The following is a 20,288-nucleotide window of genomic DNA, read 5'->3' on the forward strand; positions in this document are numbered from 1 at the left end:
TAATAAAAAGGGCGGCCGCTTGGCCGCCCCTGGGTGTGGATGGGATTACAGGTGGGATTCGGCGTATTCGGCCAGGATCGAACGCGGCACGCCCTGCAGGGTGATGTGCACGCCGTTCGGGAAGTCCTTGAAGCGTTCGGTCAGGTAGGTCAGCCCGGAGCTGGTCGCGGACAGGTAAGGGGTGTCGATCTGTGCCAGGTTGCCCAGGCACACCACTTTGGAACCGGCGCCGGCACGGGTGATGATGGTTTTCATCTGGTGCGGCGTAAGGTTCTGGCATTCATCGATCAGGATCAGGCTCTGCTGGAAGCTGCGCCCGCGGATGTAGTTCAGGGACTTGAACTGCAACGGCACCTTGCTGAGGATGTAGTCGACGCTGCCATGGGTGCTTTCGTCATCCATGTGCAAGGCTTCGAGGTTGTCGGTGATCGCCCCCAGCCAAGGCTCCATCTTCTCCGCCTCGGTGCCGGGCAGAAAACCGATTTCCTGGTCCAGGCCCTGCACGCTACGGGTCGCGATAATGCGCCGATAGCGCTTGCTGACCATGGTCTGCTCGATGGCGGCGGCCAGGGCCAGGATGGTTTTCCCGGAACCAGCGGCACCCGTCAGGTTGACCAGGTGGATGTCCGGATCGAGCAAGGCGAACAGCGCCAGGCTCTGGTAGATGTCACGCGGTTTCAGGCCCCAGGCTTCCTGGTGCAACAGGGGTTCCTGATGCAGATCGAGAATCACCAGCACATCGGCGCGGATCTCCTTGACCCAACCGACAAAGCCTTGTTCGTCGATGATGAATTCGTTGACGTGCACCGCCGGCAGGTTGTCGGTCAGTTGCACCTGGTGCCAGGTGCGGCCATGGTCCTGGCGGGTCTCGACCTTGCTGACGCGATCCCAGAACGAGCCTTTGACGTCGTGATAACCGTTGGGCAGCAAGGACACGTCGTCGACCAACTGGTCGGTGCTGTAGTCCTCGGCCGCGATCCCGCAGGCGCGCGCCTTGAGGCGCATGTTGATGTCCTTGGTCACCAGGACCAGGCGCAGGTCCTTGTCCCGCGCATGCAGATCGATCAACTGATTGATGATGATGTTGTCGTTCAGGTGCTCCGGCAGCACCAGGTTCGGTTCGCTGCGCTTGCTCATCAGGATCGACAGCAGGCCCTTGGGACCGCTCTTGCCACGCTGGATCGGGACGCCCAGCTCGACGTCCTCGGGGCAGGCGTCGCCCAGGGTCTTGTCGATGAGGCGGATCGCCTGCCGGCATTCGGCGGCGACGCTGTGATGCCCGCCCTTGAGCTTGTCGAGCTCCTCGAGCACGGTCATCGGGATGGCGACATGGTGTTCTTCGAAATTGAGCAGGGCGTTTGGATCGTGGATCAGTACGTTGGTATCGAGCACGTAAAGGATAGGCTGGTTGGAAGAAGGAGTGCGTCCGTGATCATCCATACTCGGTCACCTTTGTGGGAGCCAGTCGACGCAATACCTTGACGGTGATGCGCCTCGAAGTGACCGCCGAATTCGCCTGTGAAGGGGCAGGCGTTCTGTGCACAAGTAGGGTCTTGTAAGACGCCACCTGTGTCGCAGGTTTCGGCGGTCTGACTCCGTAATACCGCAAAAGACATGACAGGAAAAAGCACTTTGACGTTTTTTTGAAGTTTATTTTTCAAGCTGACGAATAGCCCTTGGCGAGGCGCCCGGACACCGTTACAGTCGGAAGTCTGCCCGCACTGAAATCATCGCCTGTTTTTTCCCCGGCCCAACAAATACGGGCACTTGGGTTTTCCCTCTCTAACGAAACGCTTCCTTGCACTCCTGCCAGCCGATCCCGCTTTCGGCGGTCTGCTTGAGCAGCCAGGGCAACGCCGTGCGCGCTTTGTCCTGGGTGTCATGAAACACGATGACGCCGCGACGCCAGAGCAGCATCAAGGTCATCACCCGCTGGGCGGACTGCTCGGCGCTGAGCTTGCCGGTGGCGTCCGCCGAATCGATGTCCCACAAGGCGACCTGCAAGTGCTGGGCCTTGAAAAACGCCGCGCCGTCGGCCCGCCGCTGCCCGTAAGGCGGGCGGAACAGCGCGGCATAGTTGTTCGGCAAGGCACTCTGCACCAACGAGATGCTGCGCAGGATCGAATCCTCCCAGTCCTGCCATTGACTGTGGGAACGGTACTGCCAGCCTTCCACACCCACGCATTGCTGGCGGTAAAGCTCGCGCACCGCCGGCATCGAGGTCTTGTCCAGGCGGGCCTGCAAGGCATTGCCGAGGACAAAGAACAGGCCGCTCATCTTCTGTTTGCGCAGGTAGTCGGCCAACTCGTCGGTATTGCCCTGGGCTATGGTCGGCCCACCGTCGAAGGTCAGCAGGAACAGGCGGTCGTTGAAGCCTTCGCCATTGCGCTCGTGGTCGCCCATCAACTGGATTTCGCTACTGGTCTGCGGCAACAGCGCGGCCAGGCGCAGTTGCTCGTCCAGGTAACGTTCATTGAATGCCCGGGCCGGGTCGGCCCAGCGGGCATAAAAGGAATCATCGGCGACCCGGAACTTGCCGGCGGCTTTTTGCAGGCTGTCCATGTCCTCGACGTAGAAACAGAAGGAGGCATCCTCCTCGCAGCTCTGCTGGGCGGCGTTGTAGCTGGTCAGCAGGCGCTGCCACATGCGCTGGCGCACGGCGTCGATGGCGGTCATGTTGATCTGCTTGAGCCCCAGGCGCTTTTTCAGGGCCGGCTCGTCGAGCAGTTCGCTGACCAGCAGCAGATGGGCGAACATCAGGATTTGCGCGCGCGAGGCGACATCGAACAGCGCCGGGCTGCTCAGTTGTTCGGGCCAGGTGCTGCGGTCCAGGGTCGCGGGGTCGTTAGGCGCGGCAACGGCGGCGAAGCAGGCCAGCAGGGCCGAGAAGAAAAGAACGATACGCAAAAGGGTGCCTCCATTTCAGAACCCGCCGCGCACTATAGCCGATCTGACAGCCGGAGCCCTTGTGGTGGCTGTTGCGGCCTCTTCGCGGGCAAGCCCTGCTCCTACAAAGTGAGGTCGTTCACTGGCTTTGTGTACGACACCGCACTGTAGGAGCAGGGCTTGCCCGCGAAGAGGCCCGCAAGATCAACAAAGAGCTCCCAGGCAAACCACACAGCGACTATCGCCATCATAGGTGGAGTCAAACCGCCCAACCCCCTAGAATCCCTCGACGATTAAAGGAGACGACTTCATGCTGATGGTGATTTCCCCCGCCAAGACCCTCGATTTCGAAACACCGGCGGTGACCCAGCGCTTCACCCAACCGCAGTACCTGGACCACTCCCAGGAGTTGATCGAGCAACTGCGCACCCTCAGCCCGGCGCAGATCAGCGAGCTGATGCACGTCTCCGACAAGATCGGCGGCCTCAATGCCGCGCGTTTCGGCAGCTGGAACCCTGCCTTTACCCCCGACAACGCCAAACAGGCGCTGCTGGCGTTCAAGGGTGACGTCTACACCGGCCTCCACGCCGAAGACTTCAGCGACGCCGACTTCGACTACGCCCAGACCCACCTGCGCATGCTCTCCGGCCTCTACGGCCTGTTGCGCCCGCTGGACCTGATGCAGCCCTATCGCCTGGAAATGGGCACCAAATTCGCCAATGCCCGGGGCAAGGACCTTTATGCCTTCTGGGGCACGCGCATCAGCGAATGGCTCAATGATGCCCTGGCCGCACAAGGGGACGAGGTGCTGCTGAACCTGGCGTCGAACGAGTACTTCTCGGCGGTCAAACGCTCAGCCCTGAACGCGCGGATCATCAACACCGAGTTCCGCGACGAGAAGAACGGCCAGTACAAGATCATCAGTTTCTACGCGAAGAAGGCCCGGGGGATGATGGCGCGGTTTGTGATCCGGGAACGTATCCAGAATCCCGAGCAATTGAAGACCTTTGACGAACAGGGCTACCGGTTCAGTGCGGAACTGTCCAAGGCGGACAATCTGGTGTTTTTGCGCGATCGGGCGCCGGAGTAACGCAGTTCGTCGTAGTACCGCGTTACCGTTCTTCGCGGGCAAGCCCTGCTCCTACAAGTTTATGTCGTACACAAAATTTATGGACGACTGATAACTGTAGGAGCAGGGCTTGTCGGGACGCCGCACCGCCGCGAAGAGGCCAGCACAAACACCACAATCCCCCCAGACCAACACATCTGATGCCCTGCCCCACTCGGCGCACTACACGCAACGTGTAACCCCGACGATTCACCTCCACATCCCTCCTGCAACACCCCAAAAACCCAATTAATTGACGCCAATAAACCGCCTGTTACAACAATGAAAATTCTTTCACTCGACATTTCAAATTTTTCTGAGTAGTGGCACCAAATTTTTTCTCCATAGTGGCAAACCACCATCTCGGCATTTTCAATCCCCATAACTAAAGGGCGAAACGGAAAGTGCTATCAATATGAAGCCGTGCCATCTTTCATCCTGTTTCCAGGTTTCTCAGGAAACAGGATGAGCGGACTGGAACTTATGTTCCGAAACATTGCTCATACCACCCGTAACGATTCTCACAGAGCTTGTAAGAGAAGACTTACATGGAGGCGAGATGAAATGTTTAAGTTGCCAACAGCGACTTACAACCGCGCCCCACACTTTCAACCGACAGTAAAGGACAGGAGATACGCACCCATGATATCCCCTACAAAGGCCAAGGCAGGCCCTCAGACAAAGCCGTTGCGCGGCGGCCACAACCTGTTGATCCACAATAATTTTTCCGTGGATACAAGCAGGCACTAGGCACGCAGACAAAGGCCTTCCCGTGGAAGGCCGGCCGTATTCAAGGGCATGCCCCTAATAACAAGGCCACGCTGCGCACAACTTGAGTGCAATTATTTAGCCACTCGACACTTATATGCCTGCATTCGCAGCTGCGACCTCTTTGGGCCGCCCTGCGAGTGCGCCACGCTGACTGACTAACATCAACTTCGGCCATTTAATGGCGTGATCAAGATAGAGGTAAATGCAATGCGCATCAGCATATTCGGTTTGGGTTACGTCGGTGCAGTCTGCGCCGGTTGCCTGTCTGCACGGGGCCATGATGTGGTTGGCGTCGATATCTCCCAGGACAAGATCGACCTGATCAACAACGGCAAATCGCCGATTGTCGAACCCGGCCTGGAAGCCCTGTTGGCCCAGGGTATTGCCACCGGCCGACTGCGCGGCACCACCGACTTCGCCGAAGCGATTCGCGCCACCGACCTGTCGATGCTCTGCGTCGGCACGCCGAGCAAGAAGAACGGCGACCTGGAACTCAACTACATCGAGTCGGTGTGCCGCGAAATCGGTTTTGTCCTGCGGGACAAGACCAGCCGCCACACCATCGTGGTCCGCAGCACCGTGCTGCCGGGCACCGTGAAAAACGTGGTGATCCCGATCCTCGAAGACTGCTCGGGGAAAAAAGCTGGGGTCGACTTCGGTATCGCGGTCAACCCGGAATTCCTGCGCGAGAGCACCGCGATCAAGGACTACGACTTCCCGCCGATGACCGTCATCGGCGAATTCGACAGTGCCTCCGGTGACGTCCTGCAAGCCCTCTACGAAGAACTCGACGCACCGATCATCCGCAAGGACATCGAAGTGGCCGAGATGATCAAGTACAGCTGCAACGTCTGGCACGCCACCAAAGTGACCTTCGCCAACGAGATCGGCAACATCGCCAAGGCGGTCGGGGTCGACGGTCGCGAAGTGATGGACGTGGTCTGCCAGGACAAGACCCTCAACCTGTCCCAGTACTACATGCGCCCTGGCTTTGCCTTCGGCGGCTCCTGCCTGCCCAAGGACGTCCGCGCCCTGACCTACCGCGCCGGCTCCCTGGACGTCGACTCGCCGCTGCTCAACTCGCTGATGCGCAGCAACGAAAGCCAGGTGCAGAACGCCTTCGACCTCGTCGCCAGCCATGACAAGCGCCGCATCGCCCTGCTCGGCCTGAGCTTCAAGGCCGGCACCGACGACCTGCGCGAAAGCCCGCTGGTGCAACTGGCGGAAATGCTGATCGGCAAGGGTTTCGACCTGAGCATCTACGACAAGAACGTCGAGTACGCCCGTGTCCATGGCGCGAACAAGGACTACATCGAATCGAAGATTCCCCATGTGTCGTCCCTGCTCAACGCCGACTTCGACGAAGTGATCGACAACAGCGACGTGATCATCCTCGGCAACCGTGACGAGAAGTTCCGCGCCCTGGCCGAGAACGCCCCCCACGGCAAACAGGTCATCGACCTGGTGGGCTTCATGTCCAAGGCCACCAGCGCGAGTGGCCGGACCGAAGGTATCTGTTGGTAAACCAACCCAACCGCTGCGCGGTTGATCGCCAGCAAGCCGGCTCCTACAGGACGGGGCCGAACACAGGCATTACGTACGACTCCGCACTGTAGGAGCCGGCTTGCCGGCGATGGCGTCCGAAAGGGCGCCTCGCCTGCCTTAACCCCATCGAGCCCGCCGACAGGCTCGCCCGAGACAGAGACGGATGCAGATTATGCACAGGCTAAAACACGGCCTCCTCCAGGCCGCCGGTTGGCTGTTCTACTTGAGTTTGCTGATGGGCCTGGCCTTGTTGCTGCCTACCTCGACCTTCGACGCCGACTCCAAGGACTTTATCTTCCTGATCGGCGCCGTGGGCATCTGGCGCTACTCCATGGGCGCCACCCATTTCGTGCGCGGGATGATTTTCCTCTACATCGTCTACCCGCACCTGCGCCGCAAAGTGCGCAAGCTGGGCAAGGCCGCGGACCCGTCCCAGGTGTTCCTGATGGTCACCAGCTTTCGCATCGACGCCCTGACCACCGCCCAGGTCTACAGCTCGGTGATCCGCGAAGCCATCGACTGCGGCTTCCCCACCACCGTGGTCTGCTCCCTGGTGGAAATGTCCGATGAGCTGCTGGTCAAGAGCCTCTGGGCGAAGATGAACCCGCCGGAACGGGTCAAGCTCGACTTCGTGCGCATCGCCGGTACCGGCAAGCGCGACGGCCTGGCCTTCGGTTTCCGCGCCATCTCCCGCCACCTGCCGGACGACCGCGCGGTAGTGGCGGTGATCGATGGCGACACCGTGCTCAGTGAAGGCGTGGTGCGCAAGACCGTGCCCTGGTTCCAGCTGTTCGGCAATGTCGGCGGCCTGACCACCAACGAGTTCTGCGAAGTGCGCGGCGGCTACATCATGAGCGAATGGCACAAGCTGCGCTTCGCCCAACGCCATATCAACATGTGCTCCATGGCCCTGTCCAAGCGCGTGCTGACCATGACCGGGCGCATGTCGGTGTTCCGCGCCAGTGTGGTCACCGACCCCGGCTTTATCGCCGACGTCGAAAACGACTCGCTGCAACACTGGCGCCTGGGCCGTTTCAAGTTCCTCACCGGCGACGACAAATCCAGCTGGTTCAGCCTGATGCGCCTGGGCTACGACACTTTCTACGTGCCCGACGCGGCGATCCACACCGTGGAACACCCGCCGGAAAAAAGCTTTATCAAATCCAGCCGCAAGCTGATGTACCGCTGGTACGGCAACAACCTGCGGCAGAACTCCCGGGCCCTGGGCCTGGGCCTGCGCCGCCTCGGCCTGTTCACCAGCGTGGTGCTGTTCGACCAGCGCGTGTCGATGTGGACCTCGCTGCTGGGGCTGACCGTGGCCCTGATCGCCAGCTTCAAGTACGGCATCGCCTTCATCCTCGCCTACCTGCTGTGGATCGGCCTGACCCGGTTGATTCTGACCCTGCTGCTGGCCTGTTCCGGGCACAGCATCGGCCCGGCCTACCCGGTGATTCTCTATTACAACCAGATCGTCGGCGCCCTGATGAAGATCTACGTGTTCTTCCGCCTCGACCGCCAATCCTGGACCCGTCAGGACACCAAACTGAGCCGCGACCTCGCCAGCTTCCAAGGCTGGTTCAACACCTGGTCGTCCCGAACCATGACCTTCTCCGCCGGCAGCATTTTCGTCGCCGTGCTGATGACCATGGTTTGACCCGACCCGCCAGAACTCGCTAATGGAGCTATACCCATGAATTCCCAAGTCAATGCCAACGTCGTCCACGAATCCGAAGCCCAGCGCCAGCATGCGCGGGTGAAAATCCCGGCCAGGCTGCGCTTCCTCGGCAGCGAGAGCCAGCCCCTGGAAGTCCGGGTCCATGACCTGTCAGCCGGCGGCCTGAGCTTCAATGTCCCGCCGCAACAGGCCCTGAGCCTGAAGCTCGGCGAGGTGTACAAAGGCCGCCTGCAATTTGTCATCGACAACCTCGGCCTGGCCATGGACGTCGAGCTGCAGGTGCGCTCCTACGACCGCCAGAGCGGCCGGGTCGGTTGCCAGTTCCAGAACCTGGAGCAGCAGGACATCGGCACCCTGCGCCACCTGATCACCTCGCACCTGTCCGGTGACATCGTCAACATCGGCGACGTGCTCGCCACCCTGCAGCGCGATAACTTCACCAAGGCGCGCAAGAAAAAGGACGACGGCAGCGGCATGAGCCCGTTCGGTCGCCTGCGCGCCGTGACCTTCAGCCTCGGTGTGTTCGTGGTCGGCCTCGCGGCTTTCGGTTTTGTCCTGAAATCGGTGTATGGCCTGTACTTCGTCAGCCATGCCCAGGCAGGGCTGGTCAGCGTGCCGGGTATGAGCATCACCATGCCCCGCGACGGCACCGTGCAAAGCCTGATCCAGGAAGACGGCGTCGCCGCCAAGGGCGCACCGCTGGCGACCTTCAGCACCAGCATGCTCGACGTGCTCAAGGGCCATCTCGACGACAACCAGCTGGAGCCGGCCAAGGTCGAGGAGCTATTCGGCAAACAGATGACCGGCACCCTGACCTCGCCGTGCGATTGCACGGTGGCGCAGCAACTGGTCGCCAACGGCCAATACGCCAGCAAGGGCGATGTGATCTTCCAACTGGTGCCGAAAGGGAGCGAGGCGAATGTCGAGGCACGCTTCTCCTATCGCCAGTTCGGCGACGTGCGTCCAGGGACCCGGGTGAACTTCCAGATCGCCGGCGAAGAGCAGGTGCGCCAGGGCAAGATCGTCAGCAGCACCAGCCTGAAAAGCACCGACCTGTCCTCCGATATCCGCGTTTTGATCAAGCCTGACGAACGCCTCGACAGCACCCTCGCCGGGCGTCCGGTGGAAGTCAGCAGCGACCGCGGGCCAAGCATGAACTGGCTGATCGACAAAGCCATGGCCGCCGGTCTGTAAGCGGAGGACATGCCTGTGAACCATCGCCCCCCTTACGAGTGCCCTGCACTCGGTCGCGAGCAATGCTCCTACGATGAGCCGGTTTTCCGTGCTCTTGGCCGCGCCACGATCGCCTGTAGGAGCAAGCTTGCTCGCGATCGATCTCACGGCCAGCGCCGTCTCGCCCTGGGCACCCTGACCTTGGCCATCGCCCTGGCCGGTTGCGCCGGCCTGCCGGACCAGCGCCTGGCCAATGAAGCGCTCAAGCGCGGCGACACCGCCCTGGCCGAGCAGAATTACCGCCAGCTGGCGGACCTGGGCTACAGCGACGCACAGGTTGGCCTGGCCGATATCCAGGTGGAAAGCCGCGACCCGACCCAGCTCAAACTGGCGGAAGCGACCTACCGCGCCGCCGCCGACACCTCGCCCCGGGCCCAGGCCCGCCTGGGCCGCCTGCTGGTGGCCAAGCCCGGCGCCAGCGAAGCCGAACACCGCGAAGCCGAAGGCCTGCTGAAAAAGGCCTTCGCCAATGGTGAAGGCAACACCCTGATCGCCCTGGCGATGCTCTACCTGCAATTCCCGCAAAGCTTCCCCGAGGTCAACGCCCAGCAACAGATCAGCCAATGGCGCAGCGCCGGCTACCCGGAAGCGGGCCTGGCGCAAGTGCTGCTCTACCGGACCCAGGACAGCTACGACCAGCATCTGGACGAGGTGGAAAAGATCTGCAAGACCGCGCTCAACAGCAGCGACATCTGCTACGTCGAACTGGCCACCGTGTACCAGAAACGCGCCCAGCCGGACCAGCAGGCCGCCCTGCTCAAGCAACTGCAGGCCGCCTACAGCCGTGGCACCGTCGGTGCCCAACGGGTCGACAGCGTGGCCCGCGTGCTCAGCGATGCGAGCCTCGGCCAGCCGGATGAAAAGACCGCGCAAGCGCTGCTCGAGCAGATCGCCCCCGGCTACCCGGCGTCCTGGGTCAGCCTGGCGCAATTGCTCTACGACTTCCCCGCCCTGGGCGACGTCAAGCAGATGATGGAATACCTGGACAACGGCCGCGCCGCCGACCAGCCCCGCGCCGAACTGCTGCTGGGCAAGCTCTACTACGAAGGCAAATGGGTGCCGGCCGATGCCAAGCAGGCCGAGGCGCACTTCCAGAAAGCCGTCGGCAAGGAAGTCGCCGCCGATTACTACCTGGGGCAGATCTATCGCCGTGGCTACCTCGGCCAGGTCTACTCGCAAAAGGCCCTCGACCACCTGCTCAAGGCCGCCCGCAACGGCCAGAACAGCGCCGACTTCGCCATCGCCCAACTGTTTTCCCAGGGCCGTGGGACCAAGCCCGACCCGCTCAATGCCTACGTGTTCAGTCAACTGGCCAAAGCCCAGGACACCCCACTGGCCAATGAGCTGGCCCAACAACTCGACGCACAGCTGCCGCCTGCCCAACGCCCCGATGCCCAGCGCCTGTTGCAACAGGAACAGCGCCTGCGCGGGACCCTGAGCCGCAACCCGCTGGACCTGCAACAAGTCCTGCAGGAAGGCGACCGCGAGGAAAAAACCTTATGACTCTCAATCCTTTCGTCAAGGCCGGTATCGGCCTGAGCTTTGCCCTGCTCTGGTCCTGCCCGAGCCTGGCGGCGATCACCGAGACCAAGAACTTCGGCCTCGAAGTGAAAATCACCGGTCAATCCGAAGACGACCGCGACCTCGGCACCCTCAAGGGTGGCGACGTCAACGGCATCGGCCTGGACCTGCGGCCGTGGGTCTACGGCGAGCGCGGCAACTGGAGCGCCTACGCCATGGGCCAGGCCGTGACCGCCAGCGACATCATTGAAACCGACACCCTGCAACAGGCCGATGCCAGCCAGGAAACCTCGAGCAACGACGCCCGCAAGCCGGACAAAAGCTACCTGGCCCTGCGGGAATTCTGGGTCGGCTACAAGGGCCTGACCCCTTATCCGGGCGAGATGCTGAAACTCGGTCGCCAGCGCCTGCGCAATGACGACGGGCAATGGCGCGACACCAATATCGAGGCGCTGAACTGGACCTTCGACACCACCCTGCTGCGGGCCAACCTGGGCGCCGCCGAGCGCTTCAGCGAATACCGCACCGACCTCACCGAACTCGCGCCCCAGGACAAGGACCGCCTGCATGTCTACGGCGACGTCGCCTACCAGTGGACACCCGGCCAGTGGCTCGGCGTACGCGCCCACCACACCCATGACGACGGCAAGCTCGACTACCCGACACCCGGCGTCGTCGCCGACCCGCTGGACAAGAAGGCCAACGGCGACCTGACCTGGCTCGGTCTGGAAGCCGACAGCGATGCCTACAACTTCAAAAACACCAACACCGTCAACTACTGGGCCAGCCTGACCGGCATGAGCGGCCACCGCGACAGCGTCAACCTGCTCAACGCCGACGGCAGCCGCCCCGTGGATGCCAGCCAGGGCAGCCATATCAACGGCTGGGCCACCGACCTCGGCGTGCGCCTGCGCCTCGACCCGAACTGGCAGGTCGGCGCCGCCTATGCCCGCGCCAGCGGCGACTACGAACAGAACGGCCTGGAAAGCAACCGCTCGAACTTCACCGGCACCCGTTCGCGGACCCACCGTTTCGGCGAAGCCTTCCGTGGCGAAATGAACAACCTGCAGACCGCCACCCTGTTCGGCTCCTGGCAGCTGCGCGAGGACTACGACGCGAGCCTGATCTACCACAAGTTCTGGCGCGTCGACGGGCAGAAGGACGTCGGCAGCAACGGCATCAACGCCGTACAGGGCAACTACGACGACGCCACCGGCGCCCTGCTCTCCAGCGCCTCGCTGCCGTTGCAGGACGGCAAGAAAGACCTCGGCCAGGAAGTCGACCTGGTGCTGACCAAGTACTTCAAGCAAGGCCTGCTGCCGGCGGCCCTGAGCCAATCCATCGACGAACCTTCGGCGCTGGTGCGCTTTCGCGGCGGCGTGTTCAAGCCCGGCGATGCCTACGGCAAGAACGTCGATTCCTATATGCACCGCGCGTTTGTCGACGTGATCTGGCGCTTCTGATGCAGACCGCCAAGGGAGTGACCGAGATGAACCACAGCGCCCTGCAAGGCTCGCTCAGCGTATGGGCCGGCGCCCTGCTGCTGGCCAGTAGCGCGGCCTTTGCCAGCGTCGACGTGCCGCCGGTTAAAACCGGGCACGCACCGATCCTGGCCAAGGAACTGCAACAGGCCAAGACCTACACCATTGGCAGCGCGCCGACCGCGCCGCTGCACCTGGAAAAACCCAAGCTTCCGGACCTGCGCGGCTACACCGCCGAGGCCGTCGCGGCGAAGATCGTGCGCAGCCAACCGGGCAAGATCAGCGTGCGCCGGATGATGCAGGAAGATGCCCTCAAGGACTTTATCGGCGGTGACAACAAGATGGCCGAATGGGTGGTCCGCCAGCATGGCATTCCCCAGGCGATCTTTATCGACGACGGCTATATCAACCTCAAGGACCTGAGCAAGAAACTGCCCAAGCAATACATCAGCGAAACCTCGCCGGGGGTGTTCCTGGCCAGGCTGCCGATCGTGGTCGGACGCAAGGGCATCCTTGAAATCGACAAACAGACCCAGGAACTGCGCCTGTCCCAGGAAGGCGGTGCGTTCCTGATCAACGACGGCCAGCTATTTATCCACGACACCAGGGTCACCGGCTGGCGCGAAGCGGACAACGGCCCGGCGACCTTCCGTTCGCCCCAGGAATTCCGGCCTTTCCTGCTGGCCTGGGGCGGCACCGAGACCTATATCGTCAACAGCCGGATGGCCAGCTTCGGCTACGCCAACAGCAAGTCCTATGGCGTGAGTATTTCCCAGTACACGCCGAACATGGCCCAGGTGCTCAAGCGGCCCGAGCCGACCGGCTGGATCATCGGTTCCGAGTTCTCGGACATGTGGTACGGCTTCTACTGCTACGAGACCCGTGACTTCGTGCTCAAGGGCAACACCTACCGCGACAACATCGTCTACGGCATCGACCCCCACGACCGTTCCCATGGGCTGATCATCGCCGACAACACGGTGCACGGGACCAGGAAGAAGCACGGCATCATCATTTCCCGGGAGGTGAACAACAGCTTCATCTTCAACAACCGCAGCTACGACAACCACCTCTCGGGCCTGGTGATCGACCGTAACAGCGTCAACAACCTGGTCGCCTACAACCAGATCTACACGAACCATAGCGACGGCATCACCCTCTACGAGAGCGCCGACAACCTGATCTACGGCAACAAGGTGATCGGCAACAAGCGTCACGGCATCCGCATCCGCAACAGCGTGAATATCCGCCTGTACGAGAACGTCGCCATGGCCAACGGCCTGACCGGGGTCTACGGCCATATCAAGGACCTGAGCGACACCGACCGCGACATCGAGCTCGACCCGTTCGACACCGAGGTTTCGCTGATCGTGGTCGGTGGCGAACTGGCCGGCAACGGCAGCGGCCCGCTGTCCATCGACTCGCCGTTGAGTGTCGAGTTGTACCGGGTCTCCATGCTCGCCCCGACAAAAAACAGCGGCATCAGCTTCAGCGGGATTCTCGGCGAGCGCCAGGATGAAATTCTCGACCTGCTGGTGCGCCAGCAGAAAGCCGTGCTGATCGACCCCGTCGAACGCCAGACACCCCTGCGGGATTGAGGACGACCTTTATGAACCCACACCTGATCAAACTGCTCGGCCTGTCGGGCCTGGCCGCGGCGATCTTCGCCGCCAGCGGCAACCTCATGGCCGAGGAAGTCCAGGCGCCGAATTTTACCGCCGAGCCCTGCTGCAGCCTGTGCCCGGCAGCCCATGACGCGAAAAACTACGTCAGCCGCTACCAGCAGAACTTCACCACCCTGGTCCAGGCCCAGGGCGACTGGCTGTTCCGGACCCAGGAAGACCTGCGCACCGAGTTCGACACCAGCCCCGCCGGTTACCGGCGCCTGCAACAGCTCCACGATGCCTTCAAGAGCAAGGGCGTGGAGTTGGTGGTGGTCTATCAGCCGACCCGTGGCCTGGTGGATCGCAACAAACTGTTCCCGGCCGAGCGCGCCAAGTTCGACTATGAAAAAGCCCTGGGCAACTACCAGGCGATGCTCGGGCGCTTCGCCAAGATGGGCTACCACGTGCCGGATCTGTCACCGCTGACCAACGAGCAGCAGGCCCACGATTTCTACTTCCGTGGCGACCAGCACTGGACTCCGTACGGCGCCGAGCGCACCGCGAAGATCGTTGCCGAGACGGTGAAAAAGATGCCGGGCTTTGCCGACATTCCCCACCGTGAATTCGAGACCAAGGTCTCCGGGCGCATGGGCAAGACCGGCACCCTGCACAACATGGCCGGCCAGCTCTGCGGCACCAGCTACGCGATCCAGTACATGGAACAGTTCAGCACCGAGCCCAAGGGCGAAGCGGCGGACGGCGACCTGTTCGGCGATGCCGGCAACCCGCAGATCACCCTGGTGGGCACCAGCCACAGCGGCAAGAACTACAACTTCGCCGGCTTCCTGCAGCAGTACATCGGCGCCGACATCCTCAACGTCGCCTTCCCCGGTGGAGGCCTGGAAGGCTCGATGCTGCAGTACCTGGGCAGCGAGGCGTTCCAGAAGACCCCGCCGAAGGTGCTGATCTGGGAATTCTCGCCGCTGTATCGCCTCGACCAGGAAACCATCTACCGGCAGATGATGGCCCTGCTCGACAACGGCTGTGAAGGCAAGACCGCCGAGATGAGCGCCAGCAGCACGCTCAAGACGGGCAAGAACGAACTGCTGGTCAACAGCAACAACCGCGACCTGCGCAACAGCGGGCACCAGGTCGATATCCGCTTCGCCGACACCTCGGTGAAAACCCTGCACGCCACCCTCTGGTACATGAACGGTCGCCACGAGGACATCAAGATCGAGAAACCGCAAACCTCCGACACGGATGGACGTTTCGCCTTTGAACTGCGCACCGACGAAGACTGGGCCAACCAGAACCTGCTGGCCGTCGAAGTCCAGGGCCCGGAAGCGGGCACCGCGCCGCAGCAAGTCGAGGCGAAGATCTGCAAACGCAACGTATTCCCCAGCGCCGAGCCCCATGTGGCACAGGCCGGGTTATGAGGAGCCTACCGATGAAACTGCGCACACTGCTTGCCCCTTCGCTGCTCGGCCTGGCGATCATCGCCGGCTCGGCCCAGGCCGCCGCGCCACTGCGTCCGCCCCAGGGTTACCTGGCCGCCATCGACAAGATCAAGACCGGCGACAACAGCGACGGCTGCGACAGCATGCCCCCGCCCTACACCGGTTCGTTGCAGTTCCGCAGTAAATACGAAGGCTCCGACAAGGCCCGCTCGACGCTGAATGTGCAGTCGGAAAAGGCCTTTCGCGACACCACCTCCGACATCACCAAAATGGAGCGCGGCACCAGCAAGCGGGTGATGCAGTTTATGCGTGACGGTCGCCCGGACCAGTTGAGCTGCACCCTGAACTGGCTGACCGCCTGGGCCCAGGCCGATGCGCTGATGTCCAAGGACTTCAACCACACCGGCAAGTCCATGCGCAAATGGGCGTTGGGCAGCATGGCCTCGGCCTATATCCGCCTGAAGTTCTCCGACTCCCGTCCGCTGGCCACCCACCAGAAGGAAGCGCAGTTGATCGAGGCCTGGTTCAGCAAGATGGCCGACCAGGTGGTCAGCGACTGGGACAACCTGCCGCTGGAAAAAACCAACAACCACTCGTACTGGGCGGCCTGGTCGGTGATGGCGACCGCGATCGCCACCGACCGTCGCGACCTGTTCGACTGGTCGGTGAAGGAATACAAGATCGGCGCCAACCAGGTCGATCCCCAGGGGTTCCTGCCCAATGAGCTCAAGCGTCAACAGCGGGCCTTGGCTTATCACAACTATGCGTTGCCGCCGCTGGCGATGATCGCCAGTTTTGCCCTGGCCAATGGCGTGGACCTGCGCCAGGAAAACAATGGTGCGCTCAAACGTCTGGGTGACCGGGTGCTGGCCGGGGTCAAGGATCCTGGGGAATTCCAGGCCAGGAACGGCAAGGAACAGGACATGACTGACCTCAAGGTCGACTCGAAATTCGCCTGGCTGGAACCCTACTGCACGCTCTACACCTGCGCGCCGGAGGTGCTTGAACACAAACATGCGATGCAACCGTTCAAGACCTTCCGCCTGGGCGGCGACCTGACCAAGGTCTACGACCCTACCCATGAGAAGGGCAACAAAAGCAATTAGAAGAACACCACCGACCTGTAGGAGCGGCCGGTCGACGCTCGATTGCCCGCGAAGGGGCCCTTGAGATCGCTAAAAGCTTCGCGGGCAATCGAGCGTCGACCGGCCGCTCCTACAGATCGCGGTGGATTCGGATGTGATGCACCCCCCCATTTCCATGGGGGGTTTGGGGGGGCTTTCGGCCCTTGACCGTTGATGAAACAAGGAGAGCTCGGGATGGTCTTTTCATCCAACGTATTCCTGTTCCTGTTCCTGCCGATCTTTCTCGGCCTGTACTACTTGAGCGGGCAACGCTATCGCAACCTGCTGTTGCTGATCGCCAGCTACGTGTTCTACGCCTGGTGGCGGGTCGACTTCCTGGCGCTGTTCGCCGGCGTCACCCTGTGGAACTACTGGATCGGCCTCAAGGTCGGCGCCGCCGGCGTGCGCAGCAAACCGGCCCAACGCTGGCTGCTGCTGGGCGTGGCCGTCGACCTGGGCATCCTCGGCTACTTCAAGTACGCCAACTTCGGGGTCGACAGCCTCAACGCGATCATGACCTCGTTCGGTCTCGAACCCTTTATCCTGACCCACGTGCTGCTGCCGATCGGCATCTCGTTCTACATCTTCGAGTCCATCAGCTACATCATCGACGTCTACCGCGGCGACACCCCGGCGACCCGCAACCTGATCGACTTCGCCGCCTTCGTGGCGATCTTCCCGCACCTGATCGCCGGCCCCGTGCTGCGCTTTCGCGACCTCGCCGACCAATTCAACAACCGCACCCACACCCTCGACAAATTCTCCGAGGGCGCCACGCGGTTCATGCAGGGCTTTATCAAGAAAGTCTTTATCGCCGACACCCTGGCGGTGGTCGCCGATCATTGCTTCGCCCTGCAACACCCGACCACCGGCGACGCCTGGCTCGGTGCCCTGGCCTACACCGCGCAGCTGTACTTCGACTTCTCCGGCTACAGCGACATGGCCATCGGCCTGGGCCTGATGATGGGCTTCCGCTTTATGGAGAACTTCAAGCAGCCCTACATCAGCCAGTCGATCACCGAGTTCTGGCGGCGCTGGCATATCAGCCTGTCGACCTGGCTGCGGGACTACCTCTACATCACCCTGGGCGGCAACCGCAAAGGCACGCTGACCACCTACCGCAACCTGTTCCTGACCATGTTGCTCGGCGGCCTGTGGCACGGTGCCAACCTCACCTACATCGTCTGGGGTGCCTGGCACGGCCTGTGGCTGGCGCTTGAAAAAGCCCTGGGCATCGACACCTCGCCACGCCGTTTCAACCCAATCCGCTGGGCCCTGACCTTCCTGCTGGTGATCATGGGCTGGGTGATCTTCCGCGCGGAAAGCCTCCATGTCGCCGCCCGCATGTACGGCGCCATGTTCAGCTTCGGCGAGTGGTCGCTGTCGGAACTCAACCGCGCCAGCCTCACCGGCCTGCAAGTGGCGACCCTGGTGCTGGCCTACGCGACCCTGGCGTTCTTCGGCCTGCGGGACTTCTACAGCAACCCGCCCGCCGCCAAGGCCAAACCCGCCGATGGCCCGGCCAGCGCACAACCCGGCCTGATCAAGGCCGTCCCCGGCGAAGCGGCCAGCAGCATCCACGAACACGGCTACAGCGTCGGCAGCGAGGCTCAAGTGCAACCGGCCTACTGGGTCGCCGAATGGCCGCGTTATGTGATGCGCACCCTGGTGCTGCTGCTGTTTATCGCCTCGATTCTCAAACTCTCGGCGCAAAGCTTTTCGCCGTTTCTCTACTTCCAATTCTGAGGGAGCCGACCATGACCCGCTCATTACGCATCCTCTACATCGCCCTGTTCCTCGCCACCTTGCTGGCGCTGGGGCTGTGGTCGCTGCGCAGCTTTATCGGCTTCAGCACCAACGCCGACGCCACCCTGCTCGACGGGCGCTGGACCAAGGCGGTGGAAACCCGTTACGACGGCGAATTCCCGATCAAGCGCCTGGGCACCAACCTCTGGGCCGCGCTGGACTTCAAGCTGTTCAACGAAGGCCGTCCCGGCGTGGTGCTGGGCCGTGACCAGTGGCTCTACAGCGACGAGGAATTCAACCCCATCGCCGGCGAGCAGCAGAACCTGCAAGACAACTACGCCCTGGTCGAAGGCGTGCGCCAGACCCTCAAGGCCAAGGGCGTGAAGCTGGTGATGGCGATCGTTCCGGCCAAGGTCCGCCTGTACCCGGAACACCTGGGCGATGTCCGTCCGGCGAGCATCCACGCCAACCTCTACCAGGACTTCCACGCCCGGGTCGCCGCCGACCGGATCCTCGCCCCCGACCTGCTCGGCCCGCTGCAACAGGCCAAGGACCAAGGCCGGCAAGTATTCCTGCGCACCGACACCCACTGGACCCCGGACGGCGCGCAAATCGCCGCGACCCAACTGGCCGACGCCATCGGCAAGCACGCTCCACTCAGTGGCGAGCCGCAACGCTTTGTCACCGAAGCCGAGAAGATCGAACAGCACAAGGGCGACCTGACCCTGTTCCTGCCGCTGGACCCGCTGTTCAGCAACCTGATGCCGCCCCAGGAGCCCCTGGAAAAGCGCACCACCCGCGCGGTGGACGATCAGCCGGCCGGCGAAGACGCATTGTTCGCCAACACCGAAGTCCCGGTGGCGCTGATCGGCACCAGCTACAGCGCCAACCCGAACTGGAACTTCGTCGGCGCGCTGAAACAGGCCCTGCACCGCGACGTGGTGAATTACGCCGAAGACGGCCACGGCCCGATCCTGCCGATGCTTGCCTACCTGGAAAGCGACGCCTTCAAGAACAGCCCGCCGCAGTTGCTGATCTGGGAATTCCCGGAGCGCTACCTGCCGGTCAACAACGAAATCGGCGATGCCGACCCGCAGTGGGTCGCGCAATTGAAAGCCGCTGGAATCCGTCAACAGAACCTGGTCCAGAACACATCTAAATCCGAGTCGCCTATACGGGCGCAAAACTGAAAGAGGTACTTACCATGACCTTCAACATCACTCGTAAAAACACTCAACCGCGCATGGTCAAAACCCTGGCCCTGACTGCCGGCCTGAGCCTGCTGTCCCTGCCGGTCTGGGCGGGTGGAGATGCCGCGCTGTACGGCCCGGTCGCGCCGAAAGGCTCGAGCTTTGTGCGTATCTACAACGCCAGCAACCAGGAAGTCAGCGCCACCATCGGCGCCACCGCGATCAATGACGTCGCCCCGCTGGCCAGCAGTGATTTCAGCTTTATGCCCGGCGGCGACTACAGCGCCAAGGTCGGTAGCCAGGCCCTGCCGCTGAAACTGGCCGCCGACCACTATTACACCCTGGTCAACAACGCTGGCGGCCAGCCGCAACTGATCGAAGAGCCGCCGTTCAAGAACAAGCAGAAGTCCTTGGTGCGGGTGCAGAACCTGAGTGACAAGGCCCTGACCCTGAAGACCGCCGACGGCAAGACCGACGTGGTCCAGGCGGTGGCGGCCAAAGGTCGCGGAGAGCGTGAGATCAACCCGGTGAAAGTCAGCTTTGCGCTGTACGACGGCGGCACCAAGGTCAGCGACCTCAAGCCGGTGGCCCTGGAGCGCGGCGAAGCGGCGGTGCTCTACGTCACGGGAAACGGCAGCAACCTGTCGCCGGTGTGGGTCAAGCGCCCGGTTTCGACCCGCTAATGAATTCGCCGGACGAAAACAGGCCCCACGAACACCACCGACCCATTCGCCGAACAACCACAGGAGCCACGAACACCGCCGACCTGTAGGAGCAGGGCTTGCCCGCGAAGGCGTCCTTGAGGGCGCCAAAAGCTTCGCGGGCAAGCCCAGCTCCTACAGATACGGGTGTTCTCAGGATCAGTGACCGTCCGGCCCGAAACAACAACAACAAGAGTGAAACGACAGAACGCAGTAGCTCTAACCCATAGATCGCTTAAAGGA

The 20,288-nt window shown here is 62.3% G+C and carries 14 protein-coding genes; 12 read left to right on the forward strand and 2 right to left on the reverse strand.

The window, feature by feature from the left end; all coding sequences use genetic code 11:
- Window positions 1–45: 45 nt before the first annotated feature.
- Together M5C56_RS20950 and M5C56_RS20955 are read right to left on the reverse strand one after the other, a co-directional pair.
- A complete protein-coding gene (locus M5C56_RS20950; protein WP_100941812.1) occupies window positions 46–1,440 on the reverse strand; it encodes a PhoH family protein in 1,395 nt (464 codons plus the stop codon).
- 342 nt (window positions 1,441–1,782) lie between these two features.
- Window positions 1,783–2,907 (reverse strand): polysaccharide deacetylase family protein, encoded by a 1,125-nt coding sequence (locus M5C56_RS20955; RefSeq protein ID WP_103498874.1) that lies wholly within the window; start codon window positions 2,905–2,907, stop codon window positions 1,783–1,785.
- 289 nt (window positions 2,908–3,196) lie between these two features.
- Between M5C56_RS20955 and yaaA the strand changes: the two genes are divergently transcribed.
- The 12 genes from yaaA to M5C56_RS21015 all read left to right on the forward strand — a co-directional run bounded on the left by yaaA (window position 3,197) and on the right by M5C56_RS21015 (window position 20,027).
- A complete protein-coding gene (yaaA, locus tag M5C56_RS20960; RefSeq protein ID WP_103499868.1) occupies window positions 3,197–3,976 on the forward strand; it encodes a peroxide stress protein YaaA in 780 nt (259 codons plus the stop codon).
- Between the two features lie 996 nt (window positions 3,977–4,972).
- Entirely contained in the window at window positions 4,973–6,289 is a 1,317-nt protein-coding gene (locus tag M5C56_RS20965; protein WP_103499061.1) for a nucleotide sugar dehydrogenase, read from the forward strand.
- A gap of 190 nt (window positions 6,290–6,479) precedes the next feature.
- Complete coding sequence (alg8, locus tag M5C56_RS20970) at window positions 6,480–7,964, forward strand: mannuronan synthase (protein WP_247263319.1); 1,485 nt, start codon at window positions 6,480–6,482, stop codon at window positions 7,962–7,964.
- A 36-nt stretch (window positions 7,965–8,000) separates the two neighbouring features.
- Window positions 8,001–9,179, forward strand: a complete 1,179-nt coding sequence (locus tag M5C56_RS20975; protein WP_103499059.1) for an alginate biosynthesis protein Alg44 — start codon at window positions 8,001–8,003, stop codon at window positions 9,177–9,179.
- 165 nt (window positions 9,180–9,344) lie between these two features.
- Entirely contained in the window at window positions 9,345–10,721 is a 1,377-nt protein-coding gene (algK, locus tag M5C56_RS20980) for an alginate biosynthesis TPR repeat lipoprotein AlgK (protein WP_103499063.1), read from the forward strand.
- Window positions 10,718–12,202, forward strand: coding sequence for an alginate export family protein (locus tag M5C56_RS20985; RefSeq protein ID WP_103499058.1), 1,485 nt, complete (start codon window positions 10,718–10,720; stop codon window positions 12,200–12,202). Before algK ends, M5C56_RS20985 begins: the two co-directional genes overlap by 4 nt.
- On the forward strand, window positions 12,202–13,818 hold the full coding sequence (algG, locus tag M5C56_RS20990; protein WP_247263314.1) for a mannuronan 5-epimerase AlgG: 1,617 nt from the start codon (window positions 12,202–12,204) through the stop codon (window positions 13,816–13,818). Before M5C56_RS20985 ends, algG begins: the two co-directional genes overlap by 1 nt.
- 11 nt (window positions 13,819–13,829) lie before the next feature.
- Entirely contained in the window at window positions 13,830–15,263 is a 1,434-nt protein-coding gene (locus M5C56_RS20995; RefSeq protein WP_103499057.1) for an alginate O-acetyltransferase, read from the forward strand.
- On the forward strand, window positions 15,260–16,390 hold the full coding sequence (locus tag M5C56_RS21000; RefSeq protein WP_103499056.1) for a mannuronate-specific alginate lyase: 1,131 nt from the start codon (window positions 15,260–15,262) through the stop codon (window positions 16,388–16,390). Before M5C56_RS20995 ends, M5C56_RS21000 begins: the two co-directional genes overlap by 4 nt.
- Window positions 16,391–16,603: 213 nt before the next feature.
- Window positions 16,604–18,154, forward strand: a complete 1,551-nt coding sequence (locus M5C56_RS21005; protein WP_103499686.1) for an MBOAT family protein — start codon at window positions 16,604–16,606, stop codon at window positions 18,152–18,154.
- A gap of 11 nt (window positions 18,155–18,165) precedes the next feature.
- Window positions 18,166–19,344, forward strand: a complete 1,179-nt coding sequence (locus tag M5C56_RS21010) for an alginate O-acetyltransferase (protein WP_103499685.1) — start codon at window positions 18,166–18,168, stop codon at window positions 19,342–19,344.
- A gap of 14 nt (window positions 19,345–19,358) precedes the next feature.
- Entirely contained in the window at window positions 19,359–20,027 is a 669-nt protein-coding gene (locus M5C56_RS21015) for an alginate O-acetyltransferase AlgF (RefSeq protein WP_103499684.1), read from the forward strand.
- Window positions 20,028–20,288: the final 261 nt, after the last annotated feature.

It is taken from the genome of Pseudomonas sp. MWU13-2862 (assembly GCF_023242495.1).
Lineage (GTDB): Bacteria > Pseudomonadota > Gammaproteobacteria > Pseudomonadales > Pseudomonadaceae > Aquipseudomonas > Aquipseudomonas gingeri_D.